This is a genomic window from Streptomyces xanthii, assembly GCF_014621695.1.
Classification (GTDB): Bacteria; Actinomycetota; Actinomycetes; order Streptomycetales; family Streptomycetaceae; genus Streptomyces; species Streptomyces xanthii.
The window spans coordinates 6828084-6854690 of record NZ_CP061281.1; the positions used below are offsets into that span (position 1 = coordinate 6828084).

General features: G+C 73.1%; 27 protein-coding genes. 12 read left to right on the forward strand and 15 right to left on the reverse strand.

What is annotated here, in order from left to right; all coding sequences use genetic code 11:
• Positions 1–101: 101 nt before the first annotated feature.
• The gene (gene def / locus IAG42_RS30885) at positions 102–650 is read left to right on the forward strand and encodes a peptide deformylase (RefSeq protein WP_188340242.1); all 549 of its coding nucleotides are present in this window, start codon (positions 102–104) and stop codon (positions 648–650) included.
• A gap of 25 nt (positions 651–675) precedes the next feature.
• On the opposite strand, the gene IAG42_RS30890 is transcribed toward def, so the two are convergent.
• The gene (locus tag IAG42_RS30890) at positions 676–1329 is read right to left on the reverse strand and encodes a TetR family transcriptional regulator (protein WP_188340243.1); all 654 of its coding nucleotides are present in this window, start codon (positions 1327–1329) and stop codon (positions 676–678) included.
• Between the two features lie 163 nt (positions 1330–1492).
• On the opposite strand from IAG42_RS30890, the gene IAG42_RS30895 reads away from it, so the two are divergent.
• The gene (locus IAG42_RS30895; RefSeq protein ID WP_188340244.1) at positions 1493–2719 is read left to right on the forward strand and encodes an acyl-CoA dehydrogenase family protein; all 1227 of its coding nucleotides are present in this window, start codon (positions 1493–1495) and stop codon (positions 2717–2719) included.
• 16 nt (positions 2720–2735) lie between these two features.
• Here IAG42_RS30895 and IAG42_RS30900 read toward each other — a convergent pair whose 3' ends face one another.
• The 6 genes from IAG42_RS30900 to IAG42_RS30925 all read right to left on the reverse strand — a co-directional run bounded on the left by IAG42_RS30900 (position 2736) and on the right by IAG42_RS30925 (position 10599).
• Positions 2736–3491: an SDR family NAD(P)-dependent oxidoreductase gene (locus IAG42_RS30900; protein ID WP_188340245.1), complete on the reverse strand. Its 756-nt coding sequence runs from the start codon at positions 3489–3491 to the stop codon at positions 2736–2738.
• Entirely contained in the window at positions 3488–4027 is a 540-nt protein-coding gene (locus tag IAG42_RS30905) for a cupin domain-containing protein (RefSeq protein ID WP_188340246.1), read from the reverse strand. The genes IAG42_RS30900 and IAG42_RS30905 overlap by 4 nt, the downstream gene beginning before the upstream one ends.
• On the reverse strand, positions 4024–5253 hold the full coding sequence (locus tag IAG42_RS30910; protein ID WP_188340247.1) for a cytochrome P450: 1230 nt from the start codon (positions 5251–5253) through the stop codon (positions 4024–4026). Before IAG42_RS30910 ends, IAG42_RS30905 begins: the two co-directional genes overlap by 4 nt.
• Positions 5250–6332 carry a type III polyketide synthase gene (locus IAG42_RS30915; protein WP_188340248.1) on the reverse strand — a complete coding sequence of 361 codons (1083 nt, stop codon included), beginning with the start codon at positions 6330–6332 and terminating at the stop codon, positions 5250–5252. Before IAG42_RS30915 ends, IAG42_RS30910 begins: the two co-directional genes overlap by 4 nt.
• 134 nt (positions 6333–6466) lie before the next feature.
• Entirely contained in the window at positions 6467–7801 is a 1335-nt protein-coding gene (locus IAG42_RS30920; protein WP_188340249.1) for an SWIM zinc finger family protein, read from the reverse strand.
• On the reverse strand, positions 7801–10599 hold the full coding sequence (locus IAG42_RS30925; RefSeq protein WP_317453343.1) for an SNF2-related protein: 2799 nt from the start codon (positions 10597–10599) through the stop codon (positions 7801–7803). The genes IAG42_RS30920 and IAG42_RS30925 overlap by 1 nt, the downstream gene beginning before the upstream one ends.
• Positions 10600–10953: 354 nt before the next feature.
• Between IAG42_RS30925 and IAG42_RS30930 the strand changes: the two genes are divergently transcribed.
• Together IAG42_RS30930 and IAG42_RS30935 are read left to right on the forward strand one after the other, a co-directional pair.
• Complete coding sequence (locus IAG42_RS30930) at positions 10954–12021, forward strand: fatty acid desaturase family protein (protein ID WP_188340250.1); 1068 nt, start codon at positions 10954–10956, stop codon at positions 12019–12021.
• A gap of 140 nt (positions 12022–12161) precedes the next feature.
• Positions 12162–12344 (forward strand): hypothetical protein, encoded by a 183-nt coding sequence (locus IAG42_RS30935; protein ID WP_151475341.1) that lies wholly within the window; start codon positions 12162–12164, stop codon positions 12342–12344.
• A gap of 171 nt (positions 12345–12515) precedes the next feature.
• On the opposite strand, the gene IAG42_RS30940 is transcribed toward IAG42_RS30935, so the two are convergent.
• The 4 genes from IAG42_RS30940 to IAG42_RS30955 all read right to left on the reverse strand — a co-directional run bounded on the left by IAG42_RS30940 (position 12516) and on the right by IAG42_RS30955 (position 16354).
• The gene (locus IAG42_RS30940) at positions 12516–13919 is read right to left on the reverse strand and encodes a tannase/feruloyl esterase family alpha/beta hydrolase (protein ID WP_188340251.1); all 1404 of its coding nucleotides are present in this window, start codon (positions 13917–13919) and stop codon (positions 12516–12518) included.
• A gap of 124 nt (positions 13920–14043) precedes the next feature.
• Positions 14044–14898 (reverse strand): hypothetical protein, encoded by an 855-nt coding sequence (locus IAG42_RS30945; RefSeq protein WP_188340252.1) that lies wholly within the window; start codon positions 14896–14898, stop codon positions 14044–14046.
• Between the two features lie 470 nt (positions 14899–15368).
• On the reverse strand, positions 15369–15689 hold the full coding sequence (locus tag IAG42_RS30950; protein WP_188340253.1) for a hypothetical protein: 321 nt from the start codon (positions 15687–15689) through the stop codon (positions 15369–15371).
• Positions 15690–15820: 131 nt separating this feature from the next.
• A complete protein-coding gene (locus IAG42_RS30955; protein ID WP_188340254.1) occupies positions 15821–16354 on the reverse strand; it encodes a PadR family transcriptional regulator in 534 nt (177 codons plus the stop codon).
• A 129-nt stretch (positions 16355–16483) separates the two neighbouring features.
• Between IAG42_RS30955 and IAG42_RS30960 the strand changes: the two genes are divergently transcribed.
• Positions 16484–17236, forward strand: a complete 753-nt coding sequence (locus IAG42_RS30960) for an alpha/beta fold hydrolase (protein ID WP_188341687.1) — start codon at positions 16484–16486, stop codon at positions 17234–17236.
• Between the two features lie 34 nt (positions 17237–17270).
• Here IAG42_RS30960 and IAG42_RS30965 read toward each other — a convergent pair whose 3' ends face one another.
• Positions 17271–17870: a class I SAM-dependent methyltransferase gene (locus IAG42_RS30965; protein WP_188340255.1), complete on the reverse strand. Its 600-nt coding sequence runs from the start codon at positions 17868–17870 to the stop codon at positions 17271–17273.
• 218 nt (positions 17871–18088) lie between these two features.
• Between IAG42_RS30965 and IAG42_RS30970 the strand changes: the two genes are divergently transcribed.
• From IAG42_RS30970 to IAG42_RS30990, 5 genes are read left to right on the forward strand one after another with little or no spacing between them, the layout of a single operon-like run.
• Positions 18089–18862 carry an MHYT domain-containing protein gene (locus tag IAG42_RS30970; RefSeq protein ID WP_188340256.1) on the forward strand — a complete coding sequence of 258 codons (774 nt, stop codon included), beginning with the start codon at positions 18089–18091 and terminating at the stop codon, positions 18860–18862.
• A gap of 44 nt (positions 18863–18906) precedes the next feature.
• Positions 18907–21450, forward strand: a complete 2544-nt coding sequence (locus IAG42_RS30975; RefSeq protein WP_188340257.1) for a sensor histidine kinase — start codon at positions 18907–18909, stop codon at positions 21448–21450.
• The gene (locus IAG42_RS30980; protein WP_188340258.1) at positions 21447–21884 is read left to right on the forward strand and encodes a roadblock/LC7 domain-containing protein; all 438 of its coding nucleotides are present in this window, start codon (positions 21447–21449) and stop codon (positions 21882–21884) included. Before IAG42_RS30975 ends, IAG42_RS30980 begins: the two co-directional genes overlap by 4 nt.
• Positions 21885–21910: 26 nt before the next feature.
• The gene (locus IAG42_RS30985) at positions 21911–22429 is read left to right on the forward strand and encodes a DUF742 domain-containing protein (protein WP_317453344.1); all 519 of its coding nucleotides are present in this window, start codon (positions 21911–21913) and stop codon (positions 22427–22429) included.
• Positions 22410–23048 carry a GTP-binding protein gene (locus IAG42_RS30990; RefSeq protein ID WP_384624126.1) on the forward strand — a complete coding sequence of 213 codons (639 nt, stop codon included), beginning with the start codon at positions 22410–22412 and terminating at the stop codon, positions 23046–23048. Before IAG42_RS30985 ends, IAG42_RS30990 begins: the two co-directional genes overlap by 20 nt.
• Before the next feature lie 9 nt (positions 23049–23057).
• On the opposite strand, the gene IAG42_RS30995 is transcribed toward IAG42_RS30990, so the two are convergent.
• Positions 23058–23486, reverse strand: coding sequence for a PPOX class F420-dependent oxidoreductase (locus tag IAG42_RS30995; protein WP_188340259.1), 429 nt, complete (start codon positions 23484–23486; stop codon positions 23058–23060).
• Positions 23487–23598: 112 nt separating this feature from the next.
• Here IAG42_RS30995 and IAG42_RS31000 point away from each other — a divergent pair, with 112 nt between their 5' ends.
• Together IAG42_RS31000 and IAG42_RS31005 are read left to right on the forward strand one after the other, a co-directional pair.
• The gene (locus IAG42_RS31000; protein ID WP_188340260.1) at positions 23599–24012 is read left to right on the forward strand and encodes a roadblock/LC7 domain-containing protein; all 414 of its coding nucleotides are present in this window, start codon (positions 23599–23601) and stop codon (positions 24010–24012) included.
• 200 nt (positions 24013–24212) lie between these two features.
• Entirely contained in the window at positions 24213–25097 is an 885-nt protein-coding gene (locus tag IAG42_RS31005; RefSeq protein ID WP_223206218.1) for a DUF6397 family protein, read from the forward strand.
• A 25-nt stretch (positions 25098–25122) separates the two neighbouring features.
• On the opposite strand, the gene IAG42_RS31010 is transcribed toward IAG42_RS31005, so the two are convergent.
• Together IAG42_RS31010 and IAG42_RS31015 are read right to left on the reverse strand one after the other, a co-directional pair.
• Positions 25123–25626: a tetratricopeptide repeat protein gene (locus tag IAG42_RS31010; RefSeq protein WP_188341690.1), complete on the reverse strand. Its 504-nt coding sequence runs from the start codon at positions 25624–25626 to the stop codon at positions 25123–25125.
• 59 nt (positions 25627–25685) lie between these two features.
• The gene (locus tag IAG42_RS31015; protein ID WP_188340262.1) at positions 25686–26558 is read right to left on the reverse strand and encodes an acyl-CoA thioesterase; all 873 of its coding nucleotides are present in this window, start codon (positions 26556–26558) and stop codon (positions 25686–25688) included.
• Positions 26559–26607: the final 49 nt, after the last annotated feature.

The following is a 26607-nucleotide window of genomic DNA, read 5'->3' on the forward strand; positions in this document are numbered from 1 at the left end:
GGCATCGCTTTTCCGCATCAGCCTATCGAGACTCACCGACAAGCCCGAACAGCGGCACCACCAGCACGGGGAGGCTTGTACCGGACCGTACCCTTACGGCCATGCGACACGGCTCGATCCCGGGCGCCTCAGGGCGCGTACGACCCCTGACCCTGCTCGGCGATCCCGTACTGCGGGAACCCTGCGCCGAGGTGACGGACTTCGGTCCCGCGCTCGCGCGTCTCGTGGAGGACATGTTCGCCACGATGTACGCCGCCCAGGGGGTGGGTCTGGCGGCCAATCAAGTGGGCGAGTCCTTGCGGGTCTTCGTCTACGACTGCGAGGACGACGACGATGTGCGCCATGTGGGACACGTGGTGAACCCGCGTCTGGTCGAGGCCGACGGCATCGAGATCCGCGGCCCCGAGGGCTGTCTCTCGCTGCCCGGCCTGGAGGCGGGGACGCCGCGTTTCGACCACGCGCGCGTGGAGGGTGTGGACGTCCAGGGAGATCCTGTGGTGATTCACGGCACAGGCTGGTTCGCCCGCTGTCTCCAGCACGAGTGCGACCACCTGGAGGGGCGCATCTACGCGGACCGCGTCACCGGCTGGCGGCACCGCAAGGTGATGCGCCAGGCGGCGAAGGCCCCCTGGGCGCGCACCGGCGTCTAGGGCCTTTCGTTCGGATCGGGCCGGATCAGAAGCCCGGGCCGCCCGCCTTGTCGCCCGCGGCCGCGAGGCGGCCCCACAGGAGGTCCGCGAGGCCGTGGACCAGCTCCTCGCGGGAGCACGGGCGCTCGCCGAGCCACCAGTCGCCCGCGGCGTGCATCATGCCGACGATCCCGTGGCCCCACATGCGCGCGAGCTGCTGTCCGCCGGGGCCGAGGTCGACGCGCTCCTCGATGACGTCCGCGAGGTCCTCGCCCATGCGCCGCAGCAGCGGCGCCGAGTGCCGGCCGACGTCGAAGCCGGTGTCGCCGGAGGAGCCCTCCGCCGGGTGCATCAGGAAGCGGTACACCTGCGGGCGGGCCTCGATCGCGGCGAGGTAGGTGTCGAGTGTCGACTCCACGCGCTGGCGGCGGGCGGCCGGAGCGTCGAGCGCGGCCCGCAGGGAGGCGAGCAGCGCGTCGGTGTGCCGCTTGGCGAGGGCCGCGTACAGGCCGCCCTTGTCGCCGAAGTGGCGGTACAGGATCGGCTTGGTGATGCCCGCCTCGGCGGCGATCGCGTTCATGGAGGCGCCGGGGCCGTCGCGGAGCACCACGCGGTCGGCGGCCTCGAGCAGCTCACGCCGCCGCCGCTCGGCGGCGGACTGCTGGTCCGCGCGCTGATGGGTCCGCTGTGTGGTCTCCATGAGGATCTCCCCGCCCGTGCGATGGCTTGACGCACGCGAAAGGTAACACCCGGCGAATGTCGGGCATCGAACGCGTTCTCGGCGGTTGACACGGGCTACTCGTGAGTAACAGACTCTTGTTACCGCAAGTAACGCATGCAGTGTATGCAGCCCTGGAGGGGTCATGGCCGAGTTCACGATGGATCTCAACGACGAGCAGAAGGAAGTCCGTGACTGGCTTCACGGTTTTGCCGCCGATGTGATCCGCCCCGCGGCCGCCGAATGGGACGAGCGCGAGGAGACCCCCTGGCCGGTCATCCAGGAGGCCGCCAAGCTCGGAATCTACTCCCTGGACTTCTACGCGCAGCAGTTCTTCGACCCGACCGGCCTCGGCATCCCGATGGCCATGGAGGAGCTCTTCTGGGGCGACGCGGGCATCGCCCTGTCCATCGTGGGCACGGGCCTCGCCGCGGTCGGCGTCCTCGCCAACGGCACCGAGGAGCAGATCGGCACCTGGATCCCGCAGATGTACGGCGACGCGAACGACGTGAAGGTGGCCGCCTTCTGCTCGTCCGAGCCGGACGCGGGCTCCGACGTCGCCGCCATGCGCACGCGGGCCGTCTACGACGAGGCCAAGGACGAGTGGGTCCTGAACGGCACCAAGACCTGGGCGACCAACGGCGGCATCGCCAACGTCCACGTGGTGGTCGCCTCCGTGGACCCGGAGCTCGGCTCCAAGGGCCACGCCTCCTTCATCGTGCCGCCGCACACCGAGGGCCTCTCCCAGGGGCAGAAGTTCAAGAAGCACGGCATCCGCGCCTCGCACACCGCCGAGGTCGTCCTCGAGAACGTGCGCGTGCCCGGCTCCTGCCTCCTCGGCGGCAAGGACAAGCTCGACGAGCGCCTCGCCCGCGCCCGGGAGAAGGCCAAGTCGGGCGGCGAGCGCGTGAAGAACGCCGCCATGGCCACCTTCGAGGCCTCCCGCCCGGCCGTCGGCGCCATGGCCGTCGGCACCGCCCGCGCCGCCTACGAGGAGGCGCTGGAGTACGCGAAGACGCGCGAGCAGTTCGGCCGCCCGATCATCGACAACCAGGGCGTCGCCTTCCAGCTCGCCGACATGCGCACCTCGATCGACGCCGCCCGCCTCCTGGTGTGGCGCGCCTCCTGGATGGCGACCACGGGCAAGAAGTTCGAGAACGCCGAGGGCTCCATGTCCAAGCTGTTCGCGAGCGAGACCGCCAAGAAGGTCACCGCCCAGGCCGTCCAGATCCTCGGCGGCAACGGCTTCACCCGCGAGTACCCGGTGGAGCGCATGCACCGCGACGCCGCGATCTACACGATCTTCGAGGGCACGAGCGAGATCCAGCGCCTGGTCATCGCCCGCACCCTCTCGGGGATGCCGATCCGCTAGATCGCAGGGGGCTGTCTCAGTAGTCGACCAGGGCCCCGCACGAGATGTTCACGGTCGCGGACGTCATCGTGCGGGCCCGGTCGGAGGCCACGAACGCGGCGACCTCGCCCACGTCGGCGAGGGTGGCCGTCCGGCCGAGCAGTGTGGGCTCGGTGAGCCGCTCGGTCAGCTCGGCCCGGCCCTCGAAGTCGTCGGGCAGGCTCTCCGGGATCCCGCCCGTCTTCAGTGTGACGACCCGGATCCCCGCGGGGCCCAGCTCGCAGGCCCACTGCCGGCGCAGCCCCTCCAGGGCGTCGAGCGACACCTTGAAGCCGCCGAGCCCCGGCTGCGTCTGCGGGCCCGAGCCGCCGAACGCGAGCACCACGCCCGACCCGCGTGCCACCATGTGCCGCGCCGCCGCCCGCGTGGTGAGGAACTGCGTCCGCATCGTGGTCTCGACCGGCGCCACGAACTCCTCGGCGCTCAGCTCCATGAGCGGCCGCTGCACGTCGCCCACGCCGATCACGTTGAACGAGATGTCGATCCGCCCCGTGCGCCGCGCGACCGCGTCCACGAAGCCGCCCACGGCCCGCTCGTCCAGCGCGTCGACCAGATGGGCCTCCGCGCTCCCGCCCGCCGCCTCGATCGCCGCGGCGGTCCGCTCCACCGGCTCCGCCGAGCGCCCGGCCAGGAACACCGCGGCGCCCTCCCGCGCGAACGCCCGGGACACCGCTCCTCCGACGGCGCCGCCGGCACCGTAGACGAGCGCCACCCGCCCTTCGAGCAGCTTCACGGCCGAGCCCCGTGCCGCAGCGGGGTCAGCTGCTCGATGTCGTAGCGCGCCCGCAGCTCCTCGATCGCGGTGTGGTCGGGCGGGCCGTCCGTCCCCAGGATGTCGAGGAGCTCCTCGAAGTACCGCTCGTGGTCCGGCGGGGGAGAGGCCTGGAAGAACATCTTCGCCGGGCTCCCCGTGGGGTTGGCGAAGGCGTGCGGGCAGCCCGGCGGCACCACGATGACCGTCCCCGGCGTCGCCCGCACGACCCCGGCGCCCGAAGGCGACCGCCAGCGCTGCCAGTGGTCCGGCGTCCTGATCCGCGGCTCGAAGGCGAGCACGTCCAGCTCGCCCTCGAGGACGTAGAACAACTCCTCGCTCTTGGTGTGCACATGCGCGCCGACGTCGAACCCCGGCGGCACCACCACCTCGAAGCTCGACGCCATGCGGGAATGGTCGCCGGTGACCTTGAAGGTGACCTGCTGCGCCGCCGTCTCCACGGTCCGTCCGTGGCCCGGCGGCACCAGCAGCCCCTCCGCGGGCGTCACAGCGGTCATCCGCTCTCCGACCACGTCACCGGCATCGCCTCCGGGCCGCGGATCAACGCGCCCTTGCGGAACGGTACTTCCTCCGCCGGCACGGCCAGCCGCAGACCGGGGAAGCGGTCCAGCAACGCCTCCACGAGGAGCTCCGACTCCAGCCGCGCCAGCATGCCGCCCACGCAGTAGTGCGGACCGAACCCGAAGGAGACGTGCGGATTCGGGGTGCGGTCGAAGTCGATGAGGTCGGGGTCCGGGAACACGTCCGGATCGCGATTGGCCGCGAGGTAGGAGACGTAGACCGCGTCGCCCTCACTGATGCGCACCCCCGCGATGTCGACGTCCTCCAGAGCGATGCGCGAGAGGCCCACCGCGCTGCGGTGCGGAATGTAACGCAGCAGTTCGTCGATGGCCTGCGGGCGCAGCTCCGGCTCCGCCCGCAGGCGCGCCGCCAGATCGGGGCGCGTGAGCAGCACGTACGCCATGTTGCCGCAGTTGTTGGTGACGGCCTCGCCGCCGATCTGCACGAGGACCGCGAGACCGACCGCCTCGTCCTCGGTGATCTCACCGGCCGCGACGGCGGCGCCCAGCAACGAAGTGACGTCCTCACCCGTGCTGTCGCAGCGCGAGCGCACCAGGTGCGTGAAGTACGCCGACATCTCGTTGCGGGCGCGCTCGCTGACCTCGGCGCCGTGCGCGGACGACAGGATCAACTGCGTCCACGTGTGCATGAGATGACGGTCGGCGGCCGGGACGCCCATCAGCTCGCAGATCACGGCGATGGGGAACGGGGCGAGCAGCCGCTCCGTCAGGTCGGCCGGCGGCCCGTCGGCCAGGAGGCCGTCCACCATCTCGTCGAGCATGCTCCGTGCGCTCGCCCGCAGCCGCTCGACCCCGCGCGCGGTGAACGCGGCGGCGACCGAACGCCGCAGCCGGGTGTGGTCGGGCGGATCGGCGAAGCCGACGGCGCCCGCCTGCGGGATGAAGTGCGGGGCCAGCCGCGTCACTTGGCGGCCCATGACGGCCTCGCGGCTGAACCGCGGGTCGTTCGTCACCGTCCGGACGTCCTCGTGGCGCGTCACCAGCCAGGCCCAGCCCTCGCCGTTCGGCAGCCGGATCCGGGTCACCGGACCCTCGCGCATCAGCCGGGTGAGCACCGGGTCGAAGTCGACGCCGTGCAGATCCAGGGCGGGCCACTCGCGGACCGGCGGGCGGACGGCGGTCTCGGTGGTCTTCTCCGTCATACGGCGGCCTCCACGAGCTCCGGACGATCGGTGGGGCGGCTCCAGCGGCCCAGGGACATCTCCGCGGTGATGCCCGGCCCGAACCCGGCGAGCAGACCGCGTGCCGTCGGGTGCGCACCGCCCTCGTCGAAGAGGCGGCGCAGCGCGTCCAGGACGACGGCGCTGGCGATGTTGCCGTACTCGGTGAGCGTGGCCCGGCTGAAGCGGAAGGCGTCCGGCGGCACCTGGAGGAACTTGCTGAGGTCGTCCAGGATGCGCGGACCGCCCGCGTGAATGATGTAGAAGTCCAGCTCGGACGCGTTCCAGCCGTGCAGCCCCGCGAGCTGCTGGAGCGCCGGTGCGAGCGGCTCCATCGTGGTGGGAACCCGCTTGTCGAGCAGGAAGTGGAAGCCCGTGGCCCGGATGTCGTACGCGATCCAGTCCTCGGTCTTCGGGATGAGGTACGAGCCGTTGCGCTCCAGCGTGATGCCCGTACCGCCCGAACCCCGTACGACCGCCGCGGCGACCCCGTCGCCGAACAGGCCGTTCGACAGCAGCGAGCCGACGCCCAGGTCGGTCGGCTGGTAGCACAGGGAGCAGAACTCGCAGGCCACGATCAGCGCGTTCGCCTCGGGATAGGCGGTGCAGAAGTCGTGCGCCCGGTTCACCGCGGCGCCGCCCGCCGCGCAGCCCAGCTGGGCTATGGGTATCTGCCTGGTGTCGCTGGAGAAGTTCATCTCGTTGATCAGCCACGCGGTCAGCGACGGCATCATGAATCCCGTGCACGACACGTAGATGATCACGTCGATGTCCTGGGCGCGCAGCTCCGCGTCCTCCAGCGCCCGGCGCACCACGGCGGGCACGCGCGCCTTCGCCTCCGCCTGGTAGAGCGCGTTGCGGTCCTCGAAGCCGGGGTGCTTGAGGGTCTCCTCGATGGGCTGCACGATGTGCCGCGTCCGCACGCCCGTGTTCTCGATCAGGCGCAGGGCCAGCGGGAGTTGCGGGTGCCCGTCATGGTGGGTGCGGGCCAGTGCGAGGGTCTCCTCCATGGTGATCACGTGCTCCGGTACGGAGACAGCTGGTCTGCACAAAGTCGCCATGAGCACGCGCCTTCCGATCGCCCCCTGGTGGGTCGCCGCCCTTTGTCGTGGGCGGCTCAACCACGATCCCCCGCCGCGCACCGTTCGGCCCGCAGGACTACTCCGTACCGGTGGCGGCGGGGGCTCCCGCGGGACTACTCCTCGCCCGCTCCCAGGGCCGTGGCCAGCGCGGACGCCGGATCGGCCGCCGCCGGACCGACGGGCGTCCAGCGGCCGCGCTCCTTGCGGTACGGCCACCAGCGGCCGTCTCCGCCCAGGCGCAGCTGGGCCGTTCCCCCGGCGGCCGTCCAGCGGCCGCGCGACGCCTGGAGCGCGGGCCGCTCGCCCTCGTCCCACGCGGAGTCCAGAGCCGCACGCGCGCGTGCGGCGGTCTCCGCGTCGGGCGCCTCGTCCCGCTCCAGGACGGCGAGCGCGGCCGGGCCGCCGCACTCCCAGGCGCGCACCGCCAGGGCCAGGCCCTCGCGGTCCCGGCCCGAGCCCTCGGCCAGCCGCCGGGCCACCCGCTCGGCGGGCCCGCCGGCGGCCAGCCGCACGGCGTCCTCGGCCGGCGTCGGCTCCGGCGCGGGCGCCCGCAGCGCGTGACCGCCGGCGAGCGCGTCGGCCAGCAGCCTGCGCGCCTCCGCGGCCGCCTGCGCCGCGAGGAACTCCAGGGCGTCGGCGTCGAGTTCCCCGGGCGCCGGTGTCTCCGTGTCCAGGGACGGCGGCACACCCGGCTCCTGGGGCAGCTCAGGCTCCCCGGGCAGCGGTGGCAGCACGAGCGCCGACGCGTACGCCTCCGCGGCGTCCACGCCGTAGGGCTCCGCCTCCGGCCCGGGGCCCGGTTCGGGGACGCTGTGCGCCGCGCTGCGCACCTGGAGCTCGTCCAGGAGCTCCCGCTGGCCCCGGCCGCGCAGCAGGAACAGCAGGAACGGATCCTGGTCGAGCAGGCGCGCCAGCTGGTAGCTCAGCGCCGTGGTGTGGGCGCAGTGGTCCCAGGCGCCGCACTCGCACTCGGGCTCCAAGTCGCCGATGCCCGGCAGGAGTTCCACGCCCGCCGTCGCCGCGTCCTCCATCAGGTGCGGCGGCATGTCACGGTCGAGGAGGGCCGCGATGTGCCCGGCGCGCTCCACGGCCATGTCCGCGAACCGGTCCCACGCGTCCGCGTCCAGCTGCTGCAGCAGCACGTCCGCGCGGTGCGTGGCGCCGCCCTTGTCCCGCACCACGGCCGTGATGCGTCCCGGACGCACCGACACCGCACCGACCGCGCCCGCGCGGGCCAGCGCGCGGCCCGCCTTGAGCTGCCGGAGCTCCAGCGCCGTGTCCTCCAGCGCCTTCAGCCACGCCTGGCCCCACCAGGTGACGGCGAAGCCCTTCCCGTGGATGGGCGGCAGCGCGGCGAAGGTGAGCTCCCTGGAGGCGCCCGCGTCGGACACCTCGCCGTGCTCCTCGTGCTCGTGCGCGTGCTCGTAGTCGTCGTACAGGTCGCTCATCAGGCGCCGCCCCCTCGCAGCTCGACCAGATCGGCCAGTTCGGCATCGGTCAGTTCGGTCAGAGCCGCCTCCCCGGAGCCCAGCACGGCGTCCGCCAGCTCCCGCTTGCGCTCCAGCATCGCGGCGATGCGGTCCTCGATGGTGCCCTCCGCGATCAGCCGGTGCACCTGCACGGGACGGGTCTGACCGATCCGGTACGCGCGGTCGGTGGCCTGGGCCTCCACCGCCGGGTTCCACCAGCGGTCGTAGTGCACGACGTGCTCCGCGCGCGTGAGGTTCAGCCCTGTGCCGGCGGCCTTCAGGGAGAGCAGGAACACCGGGACCGCACCGTCCTGGAAGCGCTGCACCATGGCCTCGCGCTCCGCCACGGAGGTGCCGCCGTGCAGGAACTGCGTGGCGACGCCCCGCGCGTGCAGATGCCGCTCCACGAGCCGCGCCATCTGCACGTACTGGGTGAACACGAGCACGCTCGCGTCCTCGGACAGGATCGTGTCGAGCAGCTCGTCGAGGAGCTCCAGCTTGCCCGAGCGGCCGGGGATGCGGGGCGCGTCCTCCTTGAGGTACTGCGCCGGATGGTTGCAGATCTGCTTGAGCGCCGTCAGCAGCTTCACGATCATGCCGCGCCGCTCGAAGCCCCGCGCCCCCGCGATCTCCGCGAGCGTCTCCCGCACCACGGCCTCGTAGAGCGCCGTCTGCTCCTTCGTCAGCGACACCGCGCGGTCGGTCTCGGTCTTGGGCGGCAGCTCCGGGGCGATGCCCGGGTCGGACTTGCGGCGGCGCAGCAGGAAGGGCCGCACGAGCCGGGCCAGCCGGTCCGCCGCGGCCGGGTCCTTGCCGCCCTCGACGGCCTGCGCGTACCGCGTCCGGAAGGTGCCGAGCCGGCCGAGCAGCCCCGGGGTCGTCCAGTCGAGGATCGCCCACAGCTCGGAGAGGTTGTTCTCCACCGGGGTGCCCGTGAGCGCCACGCGCGCGCGGGTGCCGATCGTGCGCAGCTCCTTCGCGGTCGCGGAGTACGGGTTCTTGACGTGCTGCGCCTCGTCGGCGACGACCAGCCCCCAGGCTGTCGAGCCGAGCCGCGCGGCGTCCAGGCGCATCGTCCCGTAGGTCGTCAGGACGAACTCGCCCTCGGCCAGGTCCTCCAGGGAGCGCCGGGAGCCGTGGAAGCGGCGGACCGGGGTGCCCGGCGCGAAACGCTCGATCTCGCGCTGCCAGTTGCCCATGAGGGACGTCGGGCAGACCACGAGGGTCGGACCCGCCGTCTCCGGGGCGGTCTGACGATGCAGGTGCAGCGCGATGAGGGTGATCGTCTTGCCGAGGCCCATGTCGTCGGCGAGACAGGCGCCGAGGCCCAAGGAGGTCATGCGGGCCAGCCAGTTGAGCCCGCGCAGCTGGTAGTCGCGCAGCTCGGCGTCGAGCGCGGCAGGGCTGCCCACCGACTCCATGCCCTCCGGGTCGGCCAGCCGGTCCCTGAGCCCCGCGAGCCAGCCGGTGGGAAGCACGTCGACCCGGCGCCCGTCCAGCTCCGTGGAGCCCGTCAGGACGGCGCTGAGCGCGTCGACCGGCGTCACCTTGCGGTCCTGGTGGGCGCGGGCGCGCCGGGCCTCCCCGGGGTCCATCAGGACCCACTGGTCGCGCAGCCGCACCACCGGCCGGTTCGACTCGGCGAGCCGGTCGAGCTCGGCGCGGCTCAGCTCCAGGCCGCCGACGGCGAAGCGCCAGTCGAAGGCCAGCAGCGCGTCCGCGCCGAGGAACGACGGCACTCCGGAGGACGCTTCGTCGCCCTCGGGCGGTCCGACCACTGCGCGGGCGGTGAACCGGCGGGCCAGCTCCTTTGGCCAGTGCACGTCGGTGCCGGCCGCCGCCAGTGCGCGTGCCCCCTCCCCGAGCAGTTCGGTGATCTCGTCGTCCGCCAGCTCCAGAGCGTCCGGGACCGCCGCCGACAACAGGGGCGCGAGCGGCGCCCACGCGCGTGCGGCGCGGCGCAGGGCGAGCAGCGCGTCCATGCGGGCCCGCGCGCCGAAGGCCCGGCCGGCCGCACCCGAACCGGCCCACACCTCGGCCGCGTCCGCGACCAGGGACGGGTCGCTGACACTGTGGATCTGCAGCACGGCACGGAACGGCAGCCGCGCCTCGTCGTCGACGGCCTCGGCGAGGCCGGGCACCTCGACGCGCAAGGAGACCCGCACGCCCGCGTCGTGGCCCGCCGCGACGTCCGCGGCCCAGTCGGCCAACTCGGGCGCCCGGCGCGGCTCGCGCGCGGCGAACGCGGGGGAGCCGGTGGCGAGGGCGGCGGCGGGGGAGCGCGGCAGGGTGTCGGCCACGGCGTCCAGGAAGGCCCGCAGCAGACGCTCGGGGGCGTGCAGCCGCAGGGGCTCCGCCGCGTCGTCGAGCGGCACGGCGTGCGCCTCGGGCGGCATCGCGGCGGCCAGGTCGCGCAGCCGCGCCAGGTCGTCGGTGCGCAGCGGACCGGCCCGCCACGCGTCGTGCCCGGCCGCGCTGAGGCCGGGCAGGAGCAGTCCGCGCGCGGCGAGTTGGAGAGCGAACAGCGCGGCGGCGCCCCAGAAGGCCGTCGTCGGCTCGGGGTCCGCGGCGGTGCGCGCGCGGGTGAGGACCGGCAGGGCGGCACGCACGGGCAGGGCGACCGCGGCCACGGTGACGGTCTCGACCGTGCCGTCCTCGGCGGGCAGCACGAGCGGCAGGTCCACGGGGGTGCCCGCGACCGGGGACGGCGGCTGCTCGCCGTCGGGGCGCCAGAAGACGACCGTGGACGTGTGCGCCGGGTCGTCGGGGGCGAACACGGCACAGCACTGTGCGAGTTTGGTGATCTCGGCCGGAGTGGGTGCGGGGTGCGTGAGTGCGGAGATGGCGACTTCCTCGTATCAATCAAATTTGACTACGCGGCCTGGAGGCGCCGAGGCTACACCGCTCGATCCGGCGGACGGACGCATTCAGGCCGTGACGTGAGTCACCGCGCCGGATCGCCCCACCCTTAAGGGTGTAGCCAGCCCCCCTACAGAGGCGGGGGGACCCCCGTGCGGGTCCGGGTGGTGGCGCCATGGCCCCGCGAGGCCCCGAAAACCTACGTTTTTCCAGGTCGGACCGGAGTGAAGCCGGCCGCACCGTCCTCGTCCACCACAGACCGGAGACCCGCCATGTCCACGGCCGTCGGAACCCTCGCCCCACCCGCACCAGGCGCCACCGCACGGCAACTCCCGCCCGAGACCGGCAGCGAGTTCACCCCGTTGCTCAAGGACGTCAAAGGACAGGGCCTCCTCGACCGGCGCACCGGCTGGTACGCGCGCACCATAGCCGTCAACGCGCTCTGCCTGGCCGGCGTCGTCACCGGCATGGCCCTCCTCGGCGGCTCCTGGTGGGTGCTCGCCCTGGCCCCGGTCCTCGCCGTCCTCGGCGCGCGCACCGCCTTCATCGGGCACGACGCCGGCCACGCCCAGATCACCGGCAACCGCTCCGTGAGCCGCGTCATCGGCCTGATCCACGGCAACCTGCTGCTCGGCATGAGCTACTCCTGGTGGAACGACAAGCACAACCGCCACCACGCCAACCCCAACCACATCGACAAGGACCCCGACGTCGCCGCCGACGTCCTCGTCTTCACGAGCAAGCAGGCCGCCACGCGCGCGGGCTTCCGCGGCTGGCTCACCCGCCACCAGGCGTGGCTCTTCTTCCCGCTCACCCTCCTGGAGGGCCTCGCCCTGAAGGTGTACGGATTCCAGGACCTGCGCCGCCAGTCCGGCCGCGAGCGGCTCGTCGAGGGCGGCCTCCTGGTCGCGCACGTCCTCGGCTACCTGACGCTGCTGCTCACCACGATGCCGCTGGGCCACGCCCTCGTCTTCGCCGCGCTCCACCAGGCGCTCTTCGGTCTCCACCTGGGCATGGCGTTCGCCCCCAACCACAAGGGCATGGAGATGCCCGACCCCGACGGCGACAAGTGGGGCCACCTGCGCCGCCAGGTCCTCACCTCGCGCAACATCAAGGGCGGCGCCCTGACCGACTGGTTCCTCGGCGGACTGAACTACCAGATCGAGCACCACCTGTTCCCGAGCATGCCCCGCCCGCACCTGCGACTCGCCCAGCCCATGGTGAAGGCGCACTGCCGTGACCTCGGCATCCCCTTCACGGAGACCGGACTCGTCGACTCCTACCGGCAGGCGCTGCGCCACATGTACGAGGTGGGCGAGCCGCTGCGGGCCGACATCTGATCCCCGGGGCCCCTGCCCGAGGATCAGGGTTCTCTCAGGGTCGCGCACAGGAACCGTGGACGCCGCGGGCCCGTTCCTACAACAGAGGCGGGCCCGCTCCACTCAGCCGAGGGCGAGCCGCCCCGAAGGAGGCCACAGACATGTCGAAGAACGCGAAGATCGCAGCGGGAGGCGTGGCGGCGGGGATCATCCTGCTGATCTGGCTCCCCTGGTGGGCCGCCCTGCTCATCGTCCTCGGCGTGCCCGCCGCGGCGTACCTGACCCTCGACCCCTCCCAGCGCCGCCGGCTGCGCCGCGTGACCCGCAAGGAGATCGGGCGCTAGGTCGTGTCCGCAAAGTCCCGTCGTCGCCCGAAGGGCGGCCGGGCGGCGTCTGGTGCGTGCTCTCGGCGTGCCGGGCGCAAGGCCTCGTACTGGATGTACTTGGCCTTACGCCCGGTGCGGCGAGAGTGCGTGCCAGGCGTCGACCGGCAGACGGGACTTTGCGGACACGGCCTAGGCGGACGGCTCCCCGGGTGGTGCGACCGAGCAGGTGTCCACGACGTCGCCGGTCGCGGGCCGGTCGACGACCCGGTCCGAGGGCGGCGGCGTGCCGCGCTCCACCCACTGGGTGAGCGCGTCGAAGGCGTCCCGGTAGCACGGCAGGATCGGCCGCAGCCGGTCCGGGTACGTGTCGTACAGGCCGTCCGTGTGGGTGCCGCCCTGGATCGTGTACGTCCGGTGCAGCGCCCCGCGCCCCCGGTCCCGGACCATGCGCGCGTAGGCGTGGGCGTCGGTCGCGATCGGCAGCAGGGTGTCCAGGTCGCCCTGGAGCGTGATCAGCGGCCTGCCGACCCGCCCGGTGAGCGCCACCCGCTCGACGGCCCGGTGCACCGAGGCGGGCCGGTCCGCGTACCGGTAGGCGGCGTCGGAGGCGCAGGGCGCGAGGATCCGCTCGGTCGTGGACCCGGCGGAAGCGCCCGGGCAGTCCGGGTCGTACCCGGGGTCGAACGCGGCGCGGTACACCTTCTGCGTGAGCCCCCAGTAGACCTTCTGGTGGTACGGCCACAGGAACTCCGAACCCCGTGCGAACCCTGCCGCGTACAGGTCCTCCGCGTCGGCGGTCCCCTGGCCGTACGCCACGGCGGTCGGCAGTGAGGTCAGCAGCGGCGGCGCGTCCGCCTTCCACAGGACCCCCTCCCAGTCGACGCCGCCGTCGTACAGCTCGGGGTGGTTCTCCAGCTGCCAGCGTGTGAGATAGCCCGCGTTGGAGATGCCCGTCATGTAGGTGCGGCGCGGGCTCTGTCCGTAGCGCAGGGCGACGGCGCGGCGGGCGGCGCGGGTGAGCTGGGTGGTGCGGACGTTCCACTCGGCGACCGCGTCACCGGGGCGCTCGCCGTCCCGGTAGAAGTCCGGCCCCGTGTTCCCCTTGTCGGTCGCCGCGTACGCGTACCCCTTGGCGAGCACCCGGTCCGCGATCGCGGCGTCGGTCGCGTACTGCTTGCGGTTGCCCGGAGACCCCGTCACCACCAGGCCGCCGTTCCAGCGGTCGGGCAGCCGGATCACGAACTGGGCGTCGTGGTTCCAGCCGTGCGTCGTGTTGGTGTGCGAGTCGTCCGGGAAGTAGCCGTCGATCTGCAGCCCCGGCACACCGGACGGGACGCGCGTCCCCTTCGCCGTCAGACCGGCCTGGTCGGCCGTGTCCGTGTACGGCGTGCCGGCCAGGCCGGTCGTCGTCAGGTCCGCCAGGCAGGCCTGCCGCTGCAACTCGGCGCCGGGCACGTGCGTCCGCTCCTGGCGCGCGCAGTGCGGGGCGGGCGCGGACGTGGACGCGGGCGCCGTGGCGAGGGCCTGAGGGCCGGACGCGACCAGCGCCACGAGGGCGGTGGCCAGCAAGGGGACGGATCTGGGCGTGCGCATGGAGAGGGCCTCCTTCTCGACGCGGGGAGAGGCCTCATCGTGAAGGGGACGCACCGGCACAACCATGGGGCGGGGCCACACCGGGTGCATGCCCCGTATGTGGCCCCGACGGACTGTCCGCGGTTCAGACCGGGCGGACGGCCATCTTGTCGAGCGCCTCCAGCAGACCGGGGAGTTCGGGGCCCCGACCGACCGGCAGGACCTCGCCGGGCTCGTCGTCGAGCAGGACGAAGGCGATGTCGTCCGTGCGCGCCACCATGGACCAACCCGGCCCGTCGGCCCGCAGCGTCCGGGCGTCGCCCGAGGCGAACGCCGACCGCACCCGGCCCAGCGGCGGCGGAGTGTCCACGTAGCCGCGGACCTCGGCCAGAACGCGCTGCACGCCCTTGTGGCCGCCGGTGCCGGCCGACTCGGCGGTGTCGCCGTCTCCGTCGCCGTCGGCCTCCGCCGTCGCGCCGTCCGTCGTGGCGGCGAACTGCTCGTCGTCGATCTGCTCACGCCACGCGGCCCACTGGAGCGCGATCTCGTCGGCGCCGAGGCGGCGTTGGGCCGGACCCCAGGTCGCGGTGTCCGGCGGCGTCAGCGGCGCCGTGTCGGCCCCGTCGGGTCCGGGCTCGGGATCGTGCGGCTCCGGGATTCCGGGCGCCGCCACGGCGAGCGCCAGCGGCCACCCGGGCAGCGCGGCCACCATGCTGTCCTCGTCGGGGGAGAGTTCGTACTCCATGCCGCAGTCCCACGACGCGATGGCCACCGCCACCAGCGACACGTCGTCGACCACGACCGTCCAGCGGGCTCCCTCGGCGTCCTGCCCGAGCACCAGGCCGTAGCCGTCGGCCAGCGGGGCGAGACCCAGGGCCGCGCAGGCCTCCGGGTAGTCGTCGCCGAGCACGCTGGGGAACTTCGCGGGCGTCAGCAAGATCGCCGTGAGTACGTACAGCGCGTCGTCCCCGGTGACGACGGCGTCGTCCGTCCCGGCCATTCCAGCCTCCCCTGAGCTTTGCTTGTCCGGCGTGACCTTAGTCAGTTTCCGGCGATGTCGTACAGGGGCGATGACCAGGAAAAATCCGTCGACCCCCGGGGTGTGTACGCCTACGGTGGACGGCATGTTCGCCAATCGTGCGCGCTTTGTGTGCCTTCCGTGCCGGGTCGCCTTCAAGAAGGGCCACAAAATCGGGCGATCGTGGCGTGACGTGTGCCCGCGGTGCGGTGGTGGGCTGATCGAGGCGGGCACGGCGCTGGCCGTCCCGAAAAAGCGCGACACGGCGGGTTGGCAGGCGCTCGCGGCCGTCCTGGAGTCCGGCCTGCGGTTCCGTCAGATGTGCTGCGGATGCGGTCCCGGCTACCGGCCGCGCACGCCGCGCGAGGTCCGCGAGCGCACGGAGCTGGCGTCCCGCACCGGCATGCCCGTCCGGGACGCCCTGGAGTGCTCGGACCCGGCCTGCGCGGACGTCAGGCAGCGGGCAGGCCGAGGAGGCTTCGCGCCACCTCGCGCGGTGATGCGTCCCGCTCCCGCGCGAGGGCGATGACCGCCCGCCGCGCCAGCTCGTCGACCCCGAAGGCCAGCGCGCCCGGATCCACCCAGGCCGCGGCTTCCTCGGCCCGTTCCTGGTCGCCTTCCGCGCGCGCCGCCACATAGACGGCGGCCGCCTCGAAGAGGTTGTGCCGGCGCCGTTCCCCGCCCCGGGGCGCCGACCCCGCGAGGGACGCGCCCTCGTTCCGGGTCGCCCCGGTGCGCCAGGTCTGCCATGACGTGCGGACTCTGCCGAGCATGCGTGCCACCGTCCCCTGCCGATCGCCGCGCGGCGCCGCGTACCGGGGCGCTTCGCAACTGACCCCGCACGGCGCGGAGTTGGCTTCATGGTGACAGAAGGCGGCCCCGCGGGAACCTCCTCGGAGTCACGTCAGTGGCCCGGCGCCTCCAGGTCCTTGAGGGTCGTGCGCAGCCAGTCGAGCTCGGCGCGGCTGGTGGCCCGCGCGATCGTGAGCACACCCCGGCGGAACGGGTCGGGGAGGTCCTCCGCGCGCAGGGCGCGCTCCCCCTCGTAGAAGAAGCTCGCCGGCTCCTCCAGGAAGGAGAGCCGGCGCCGCAGGACGGCCGCCTGCGCCGCGGTGTCGTCGAGGTGGCGCAGGAAGGCGAGGACGGTGAACCACCGGTTCTCGTCCGTGATGTCCGGCCGCGCCGGTTCGGTCAGCCTTCCGCGCAGTTCCGCGCGGCCCTCCTCGGTGAGGCTCAGGACGTGCCGCGGTGCCGCCGCGGCGCCCGGCTGCGTCTCCCGCACCAGCAGTCCGGCCTTCTCCAGGCGCTTGATCGCGGGATAGAGCGTGCTCTCCGCGACCGGCCGTACGTGACCGGTCAGGGCGGTGATGTGCTTGCGCAGCTCGTAGCCGTGCAGCGGGGTGTCGTAGAGGAATCCGAGGATGGCGAGCTCCAGCATGCCGCCATCTTCGCCCATGGGGGCCCGCTTGCCTCGGTCAGGTAGTGCATCGTTGACGTAGTACTACGACACCGATGTATGGTGAATGCGCAGGGCGACGGGCATGAACTGGGCGGAGAGGGGACCGGGATGCGGCAGGCGGCGTTCGACGGGCGGGGGAGTTGCATCCGCTGGACCGAGACGGAGGGGGAGGAGCCCGCGCGCGTGTACGTGCACGGACTCGGCGCGGCCTCGACCGTCTATCACGCGCACATCGCGTCCCGGCCCGAACTGGCGGGCCGCCGCTCGCTGTTCGTGGATCTGCCCGGGCACGGCATCAGCGACCGCCCCGCCGACTTCGGGTACGCGCTGGAGGATCACGCGGACGCGCTGGCGGCGGCGCTCGACGCGGCCGGGGTGCGCGACGCGGAGATCGTCGGACACAGCATGGGCGGCGCCGTGGCCATCGTGCTCGCGCACCGGCGCGGCGATCTCGTCTCACGCCTGGTCGTGACCGAGGGCAACCTCGACCCGTACCCGCCCGCCCGGGCGGGCAGCAGCGGCATCAGCTCGTACGGGGAAGAGGAGTTCGTGTCGGGTGGTGGTCACGCGCGCGTGCTGGAGAAGGTCGGCCCCACCTGGGCGGCCACCATGCGCCTGGCCGACCCGCTCGGTCTGTATCGCACGGCCCGCGGGCTGGCGCGCGGCACCGAGCCGACCATGCGCCGCATGCTGGAGGACCTTCGGGTCGAACGGGTCTACCTCCAGGGCGAGTTGAGCGGCGAGCCGGCCGGCGCCGCCGATCTGGCGGCGTCCGGGGTCGAGGTCGTGCGGGTGCCGGGCGCGGGGCACAACGTCATGTTCGACGCCCCCGCCGCCTTCGCCGCGGCTGTACGGGGCTGAGGGGCGCGGGTCGGGCACCTGGCCCCTCCCCGGATCAGCCCTCGCGGACGGCCAGAGCGAGGAAGCGCGTGTCCTCGTCCACGTACGACGTCATGCGCCAGCCCGTCGCCGCCAGCAGGGGGCGGAGCTGCGGCTCGGCTCTCAGGTCGTCCGGGGTGATCTCCCGCCCGTGCCGTGCGGCGAGCGCCGCGCGGCCGATCGGGTGGAACAGCGCCAGGAGTCCACCGGGCCGGACCACGCGCGCGAGCTCGGCCAAGTCCCGCTTCGGATCCGGAAGATGGGAGATCAGGCCCGCGCCGAACACGGCGTCGAGCGAGCCGGACGCCAGCGGCAGCCGGGAGACGTCCGCCAGGAGCAGGTGCCCGGAGCGGTCACGGCCGGCGCGCACGGCGGCCCGCAGCATCGCCGGCGTCAGATCCGCCCCGAGGACCACTCCGGACGGCCCGACGGCCGCGCGCAGCGCCGGAAGGGCCCGGCCCGTGCCGCAGCCGGCGTCCAGCACTCTGCCGCCCGGACGCAGGCCGAGCGTGGCGATCGCGGCCTCGTACGCCGGACCGTCGTCCGGGAAACGGGCGTCCCAGTCGGCGGCCCGGGATGTGAAGAACTCCTGTACACGCGTCCGGTCGTCGTTCATGCGCTCCATGATGACGGAGGGCACCGACAGACGGGATGCCACGAACGAGGGACGGTGCGATCGAAAGGTCCGGTTCCGGACCGAAAGCTTCGGATGCGCGTGCGGTGCACACGTTCGACCCTGACGCGATCGTTCCGTACCGCATCTCTGTCATATTCCAGCAGTTTTCGAAATGCGCCCCTGTTGTGCGCCCCTGTCGCGACTAGCGTCCCGGGGCCATGGGACACCTGGACCACGCAGCCTTCGGTTGGCTGACCCCCGTGCTGTCGTACGTCATGGCCTGCATCGGCGCCGCGCTCGGCCTGCGCTGCACCGTGCGCGCCCTCGCCAACACGGGCCGCGCCCGCCGCAACTGGCTGATCACCGCAGCCTCCGCCATCGGCACCGGCATCTGGACGATGCACTTCGTCGCCATGCTCGGCTTCAGCGTCACCGGAACCGAGATCCGCTACAACGTGCCGCTCACCATCCTCAGCCTCGTCGTCGCCGTGACCGTCGTCGGCGCCGGGGTCTTCGCCGTCGGCTACAGCCGCGACCGCAACCGGGCCCTCGCCCTCGGCGGCCTCACCACCGGACTCGGCGTCGCGAGCATGCACTACATGGGCATGGCCGCCCTGCGCCTGCACGGGCACGTCGCCTACGACCCGCTCCTCGTCACGCTCTCCGTGGTCATCGCGGTCGTCGCGGCGACCGCCGCCCTGTGGGCCGGCCTCAACATCAAGTCCCCGGCGGCCGTCGCCGTCGCCTGCCTCGTCATGGGCGGCGCCGTCAGCAGCATGCACTACACCGGAATGATGGCCGTGAGCGTCCGCGTGACGCCCTCCACGGCCGTGCTCCCGGGGGCGACGGCGATGCAGTTCATCTTCCCGCTCGCCGTGGGACTCGGCTCCTACCTCTTCCTGACCTCGGCGTTCGTCGCCCTCTCCCCGACCGCCGACGAACGCGAGGCCTCCGCCTCCGCCCAGCGGCCGCTGGAGAGCCTGGTCCGCTGACGGACCGGCCGCGCCCACCCGCCCACCACCCGATCGAGGAGGCCATGCGCCCGCCCCGCCGAACGCCCCGCCCCGGCCCGTCGCCGACCACCCCCGCGCCCGCGGCGCGCGGACGGCGCGCGCACGCCGGGCCGCCCGCCGCCGAGGACGCGGCGGAGCCGGAGCCCCGCCGCACCGCGCCACCCGCGCGCGCGGGCCGCCGGCACCTCAGACCCCGCACCGTACGGGCCAAGATCGTCTGCCTCCTGATGGTGCCGGTCGTCTCGCTCCTCGCCCTGTGGGCGTACGCCACCGTCAGCACCGCCCAGGACATCGCGCGCCTGCGGCAGTTGCAGCGGGTCGACGCCGCCGTCCGCGAGCCCGTCACCGCGGCCGTCGCCGCCCTCCAGGCGGAGCGCACCGCCGCCGTCGGCTACGCCACCGCCCCCGCCGCCGCACGCGGCGAGGAGCTCAAGCGCCTCGGCGCCGTCACCGACCGCACCGTCGCCGCCCTGCGCCTGGGCCGCGACAACTCCGTCGCGGACGGCGCGGACCTGCCCCGGGGCGTCGCGGACCGGCTCCGCACGTTCCTCACCGACACGGGACGGCTGCGCGCCGCACGCGCCGACGTCCTGGAGCGCCGCACCACCTGGGACGACGCCTACCGGCAGTACACCGACAGCATCGCCACCGCCTTCACCGTCAGCGGCGCCCTCACCGGCATCCAGGACGCCGAACTCGGCTCCGACGCGCGCGTGCTGCTCGAGTTCGGCCGCTCCGGGGAGATGCTCGCCCGCGAGGACACCCTTCTGGTGAGCGCCGGCCACGCGGGCACCCTGGACGGCGAACGCCTGCGCCTGTTCACCGGCGCCGTCGACACCCGAAGGGCCCTCGCCGACAGCGCCGCCACCGACCTGCGCGGCCCCGAACGGGCCCGCTGGCACGACCTCCTGAAGGGCGGCGCCTACGCCGACGTACGCGACGTCGAGGACCGCACCCTCACGGCACGCCCCGGCGCAAAAGCTCTCGCCGAGGCCTCCGACGCGGCCTGGGGACGCGCGCACACCACCGTCCAGGACGGCATGCGGACCATCGAGACGGACGCCGCGCGCAGCGCCGCCGACCGCGCCGACCCGCTGGGCCGCGGGCTGCTCACGCCCGCCGGAGCGGCCGTCCTGCTCGGCCTGCTCGCCGTGGCCGCCTCCCTCGTGATCTCCGTACGGATCGGCCGCGGACTCGTCGTCGAACTCGTCAGTCTGCGCAACACCGCCCTGGAGATCGCCCGCCACAAACTGCCGAGCACCATGCGCAAACTCCGGGCCGGCGAGGAGATCGACGTCGACGTCGAGGCCCCGCCGGGACCGCCGGCCGAGGACGAGACCGCCCAGGTCTCCGAGGCCCTCACGACCGTTCACCGCGCGGCCCTGCACGCCGCCGTGGAACGCGCCGAGCTCGCCAGCGGCATCTCCGGCGTCTTCGTGAACCTCGCCCGCCGCAGCCAGGTCCTCGTCCACCGCCAACTCGGGCTCCTGGACAGCATGGAGCGCCGCGCCGACGACCCGAACGAGCTCAGCGACCTGTTCCGGCTCGACCACCTCACCACCCGGATGCGCCGCCACGCCGAGAGCCTGATCATCCTCTCCGGCGCCGCCCCCGGCCGAGCCTGGCGCATGCCTGTCCCGCTGACGAACGTCGTCCGCGCGGCGGTCTCCGAGATCGAGGACTACGCGCGCGTGGAGGTGCGTCAGCTCGCGGCCGCCCACGTCACCGGCGCGGCCGTCGCCGACGTCACGCACCTGCTCGCCGAACTCGTCGAGAACGCCGCCCAGTTCTCGCCCCCGCACACCAAGGTGCGCGTCAGCGGCGAACTCGTCGGCAACGGCTACGCGATCGAGATCGAGGACCGCGGACTCGGCATGGGCAAGGAGACCCTCGACGAGGCGAACAGCCGCATCGAGCACTCCGAGGCGCTCGACCTGTTCGACAGCGACCGGCTCGGCCTCTTCGTGGTCAGCCGTCTCGCCCACCGGCACGACGTCAAGGTGCATCTGCGCGCCTCGCCCTACGGAGGCACCACCGCCGTCGTCCTGCTGCCCACCCCGCTGCTGCACAAGGACAGCCCCGACCGCACCGGAGGCGAAGCACAGGAGACCGAAGAGACGCGCCTCCACGCGCGCGTGCCCGAGACCGAGCCCGAGACGGCAGACATGAACCACCACTCCGTACCGGCCTCCGGCGCCCGCCCGGCCCTGGCCCCGGCCGCGGCGCCCGAGCCGGAGACACCCCGGCACCCGCCCGGCGTCACCGCCCTCCGGGTGCGCAGGGACCCGCCCGACGAAGGCCCCCGCCACCCCGCGGGCGACGACGAGGGCTCCCTCGACGGCCTGCCCCGCCGCGTACGGCAGGCCAGCCTCGCGCCCCAACTGCGCGAACGACCCGAACAGAAGGCCCACCCCGCGCGCGTCCCGCAGCCGGACGACCGCACCCCCGAACAGGCCAGGGCCCGGATGACGTCCTTCCGGGACGGCTGGGCCAGAGGCGGCGGACGCCGGCCCGGCGGCCACGGCTTCGAACCCGGTGGCCACAGCATCGAAGGAGACCGCACATGATCAAAGAACCGACCGCGGGCACCGCCCACGGTTCCGGCGAGCTCGACTGGCTCCTCGACGACCTGGTCCTGCGCGTGACCGAACTGCGGCACGCGGTCGTCCTGTCCAACGACGGCCTCGCCGTGGGCGCCTCGAACGGACTCGGCCGCGAGGACGCCGAGCACCTCGCCGCCGTCGCCTCCGGGTTCAACAGCCTCGCCAAGGGCACCGGACGGCACTTCGGCACCGGGGGCGTGCGCCAGACGATGGTCGAGATGGACGACGGCTTCCTGTTCGTCGCCGCCGCCGGAGACGGCTCCTGCCTCGCCGTCCTGAGCACCGTCACGGCCGACATCGGCCTCGTCGCCTACGAGATGGCCCGCCTCGTCAAGCGCGTGGGGGAGCACCTGTACACCCCGGCGAGATTCGCCGGACAGCCGCCGACGGCGGGCTGACTCGAGCGGTCGTGGACAGGGTGGACATGAACGACGACAACTTCGCCGAGATGTACCGTAACGTCGCCGCCTACCGGGCCCAGGAAGCCGCCTATCAGGCAGAGGAGGCCGCCTACCGCGCCGAGGAGGAGGGCGCGCAGCAGGAGCGCGGCAGCCCGGAGGACCCGGGCAGCCAGTGGTTCGACCACGAGGCCGGACCCCTGGTCCGCCCCTACGCGATGACCGGAGGGCGCACCACGGCGGGCCCGCAGGGCGTACGGCTCGACCTGATCGCCCTCGTGTCGCTCGACCCCGCCGCTCCCGGCACCCACGACGATCCGGCCCTGGGCCCCGAGCACAACGCGATCATCGCGCTGTGCCGGATCGAGACCCAGACCGTCGCCGAACTCGCCGCCGGCACGGACCTGCCCGTCGGCGTGGTCCGCGTCCTCCTGGGCGACCTGCTCGAACAGGGCTGCGTCACGGTCAGCAGGCCGGTGCCGCCCGCACAGCTACCGGACGAGAAGATCCTGAGGGAAGTCATCGATGGGCTCCGAGCACTCTGACGCGGCACACTCCGACGCTCCGCACTCCGAGGACACGGAGCACGACGTGTCCGCGGCCATGGCACTGAAAATCCTCGTGGCCGGCGGATTCGGGGTGGGCAAGACCACCCTCGTGGGCGCGGTCAGCGAGATCCGCCCGCTGCGCACCGAGGAGCAGCTGAGCGAACTCGGCCAGTCCGTGGACGACACGGCGGCGGTCGAGCGCAAGACCACCACGACCGTCGCCATGGACTTCGGCCGCATCACCATCAGGTCGGGCCTGTCGCTCTACCTGTTCGGCACTCCCGGCCAGGACCGCTTCTGGTTCCTGTGGGACGAGCTCTCCCAGGGCGCGCTCGGCGCGGTCGTCCTCGCCGACACGCGCCGCCTGGAGGACTGCTTCCCGGCCGTCGACTACTTCGAACACCGGAGCATCCCCTTCGTCGTGGCCGTCAACTGCTTCGCGGGCGCCCGGGCGCACCACGAGCAGGACGTGGCGCGGGCCCTCGACCTGGACACCGGCACGCCGGTGGTCCTGTGCGACGCCCGCAAGAAGGACTCGGGAAAGGAGGTCCTGATCAGGCTGGTCGAGTACGCCGGGCGGATGCACACCGCCCGGCTCCTCGACTCGGTCGGCTGACCGGACGGCTCAGCTCGACACGCCGGCCACGGACACGACCTTCTCGATCTTCACGCGGACGACGAGTTCGCCCGGCACGCCGTTGCGCCGGCCGAACTCCTCCGCACGGTCCGCGCCCATGTAGCGCGCGCCGATCCGCGTGGCCGAATCCAGCAACTCGTCCGCGTCCTCGCTCAGTTCGGCCCGGCCCTGGATCGTCACGAACGAGAACGGCGGCCGCTCGTCGTCGACGCACAGCGCCAGCCGTCCGTCCCGGGCGAGGTTGCGGCCCTTCACCGTGTCCTTCCCGGTGTTGAACAGGATGTCCTCGCCGTCCAGGACGAACCAGACGGGCGCGACGTGCGGACTGCCGTCGGCCCGTGTGGTGGACAGTTTCGCGGTGCGGGTGCCCGCCGAGACGAAGGCCCGCCATTCCTCATCGGTCATCTTGTGTGCCATGAGGTCATCCTCCTTGCCCGGACGCCGGTCGTGGGGAAGGCTGGCGAAACAGCTCCCCGGAGCGGGGGAGCGGACCGTACGGCGGGCCACACGGAAGCGGGGAGACGGGATCATGGGGCAGAGCGAGGGACTCGGCTGGCTGCTGGACGACCTGACGGAGCGGGTCGAGCAGGTGCGGCACGCGCTGGTTCTGTCCAACGACGGACTGGTCACGGGCGCCAGCGCCGGGCTGCGCCGGGAGGACGCCGAGCATCTCGCGGCCGTCTCGTCCGGGTTGCACAGCCTAGCCAAGGGCTCGGGCCGGCACTTCGGCGTGGGCGGCGTCCGCCAGACGATGATCGAGTTCGACGACGCGGTGCTCTTCGTCACCGCCGCCGGCGACGGCAGCTGCCTCTGCGTCCTCAGCGGGGCCGAGGCGGACATCGGCCAGGTCGCGTACGAGATGACTCTGCTCGTCAATCGCGTCGGCGAGCATCTCGGTGTCGACGCGCGCAAGCCCGAGCACCGCTCCGCGTCAGAGGTCTGACCTTCCGCGACAGAGTCCCGACCAGGCTCTGACCAGGGCGTTTCGATCTCCACCGCGCCGGGTCCCGATCCGTCGGCCGAAGTTATCCACAGGCTCCGACGCCGATCGCTGGATCCGGCTACGGTTTCTCCCGAGCGGTCACGGAGAGTGACTGCCCGGACATCGGGACGACGGGGGACAGGGCCATGCAAGGCGACATCATGACCAGGCCTCAGGGCAGCGCGGCGCGCGAACTGGGCCTGAAGCGAGGCGAGTTCGACCTCGCCGTACGACTCGGGCGGATCCGCACGGTGGCGGCTCCGGACGGCGGGCGCCGCCGGGTGCCCAGCGCGGAGATCGAGCGGATCCGCGAGACCGAGGGCTTTCCCGACACCCTACGTGAGCAGGTGAGGGTCGTGGGCACGGCCCAGGCCGCCGAGTTGATGGACATCCCGCCGACCCGCTTCACACGGCTCGCCCGCGCCGGAATGCTCACACCGGCCAAGTTCTATGTGAATCGGTACCGGGCCGTGGTCTGGCTCTATCTCGCCCAGGAACTACGGGAGTTCGCGCGGTCCGAGATCAACGCGCCGCTGCTGACCGGCCGCACCCCCGACCGGCTGCGGGCCCGCCTGGCCGCCGGCGACGACCTGCGGCCGCGGACCTGGCGGGCCCGCCACGCGAGCTATCTGCTCGGCCGGAGCACGGACCCGTGGGAGCGGGCCGCCGCCATCGCGACGCTCCTGGACCCGACCCAGGTCGCCGAGCTCGTCGAGAGCCCCTACGAGCGCGCCCATCTGCACCGCCTGCGACCCGAGGAGACCTGGTACGGCGCGCCCGAATCGCCCACCGCCCAGGTCGTCGAGCGCATCCTGACCGCCGACCACCCCGACGAGATCAGCTGGCTGCGGGCCAACCTGATGCTGAGGATGGCCGAGGCGCGACGCCTGCGCCCGGCGCCCGTGCCGGCCTCCGCCCGCACGGCGCGTACGGAGCCCGCCACGGCGACCGTGCCCGTCCCGGTGACCGCACCGGCCCCGATCGCGGCGCCCGAGGAGACGGCGACGCGGAGCCTCTGGTCCCGCCTGCTGGGCAGACGACCGTGAGCCCGGGGGCGGGGCGAGGTCCCGCTCAGGCCGGGTCGGCGGAGCCCTCGACGGCGTCCAGATCCCGTGCGTAGTACTCGATCGCGGCCCGGTACCCCATGACCCCCGGGTCGGCGCTGGTCTCGGCCAGCACCGTCAACAGCAGCCGCATCCCGTCGTGTGCACGGCCCACGTTGTAGAGGGCCATCGACAGGAACGTGCGCAGCGCCTGGTCGTCGGGGAACTCCTCCACGGCGGCGCTCAAGGTGGCCACGGCCTCAGGGAAGCGCCCGAGCGTGCGGTACGTGCTGCCGAGCCCGAGCAGAGCGCCTCGCCGGTCCTCCTCTGACAGGCCGGGGCGCGCTACCGCGGCGACGTAGTGCGGGACGGCCTCGGCCTCCAGGCCGAGGGTGTCGTGGACCCAGGCGGTCTGATAGGCGGCCCGGACGTCGTCGGGGAAGCGGTCCCGCAGCTCCATCAGCGCGGCGCGGGCCTCTTCGCGGCGGCCCTCCTCGCGCAGCCGCACGGCCCGCGCGAGCCGTGCGTCCAGGTCTGCACCGGATCCCGCGTCCGCACCGGAGTCCGGACCCGCGTCGGCGGTCCCGCCCGTCACGCGTCCAGCTTCCGGAACAGGCCCTCCTGCACCACCGACACCAGCAGACGCCCCTCGGTGTCGTAGATGCGGCCGCGGGCCAGACCGCGGCCACCCGTCGCGATCGGCGACTCCTGGTCGTACAGGAACCACTCATCGGCACGGAAAGGGCGGTGGAACCACATGGCGTGGTCGAGCGAGGCCATGTCGAAGCCGCGCGGGCCCCACAGGGGCTCGACCGGCAGCCGGACCGCGTCCAGCAGCGTCATGTCGCTCGCGTACGTCAGCGCGCAGGTGTGCACCAGCGGATCGTCACCGAGAGGACCGACGGCCCGCATCCACACGGCGCTGCGCGGCTCGGCCGACCGGACCTCCTCGGGGGTCCAGCGCAGCGGGTCCGCGTAGCGGATGTCGAACGGCTGGCGCCGGGCCATCCGCTCCAACGCCTCTGGCAGCGCCCCGAGGTGGTTCCTGACCTCGTCGGCGACCGTCGGCAGCGACTCGGGATCCGGCACCTCGCGGGCCGGCGGCAACTGATGCTCGAAGGCCCCTTCCTCGGGCCGGTGAAAGGAGGCGGTGAGATTGAAGATCGTGCGACCCTGCTGCACGGCCGTAACCCGGCGCGTGGTGAACGAGCGGCCGTCGCGGACCCGTTCGACCTGGTACACGATCGGCACGCCCGGACGGCCCGGACGCAGGAAGTACGCGTGCAGCGAGTGCACGGGCCGGTCGCCCTCCGTGGTGCGGCCCGCCGCCACCAGCGCCTGCCCCGCGACCTGCCCGCCGAAGACCCGCTGGAGGGACTCGTTCGGGCTGCGCCCACGGAAGATGTCGACCTCGATCTGCTCCAGGTCGAGCAGGTCGACGAGCCGTTCCGCAGGATTCGTCATGCGTGGACCCTTCTCGTACGGGCGCCGGGCCGGAGCCGGCGGGTGGACC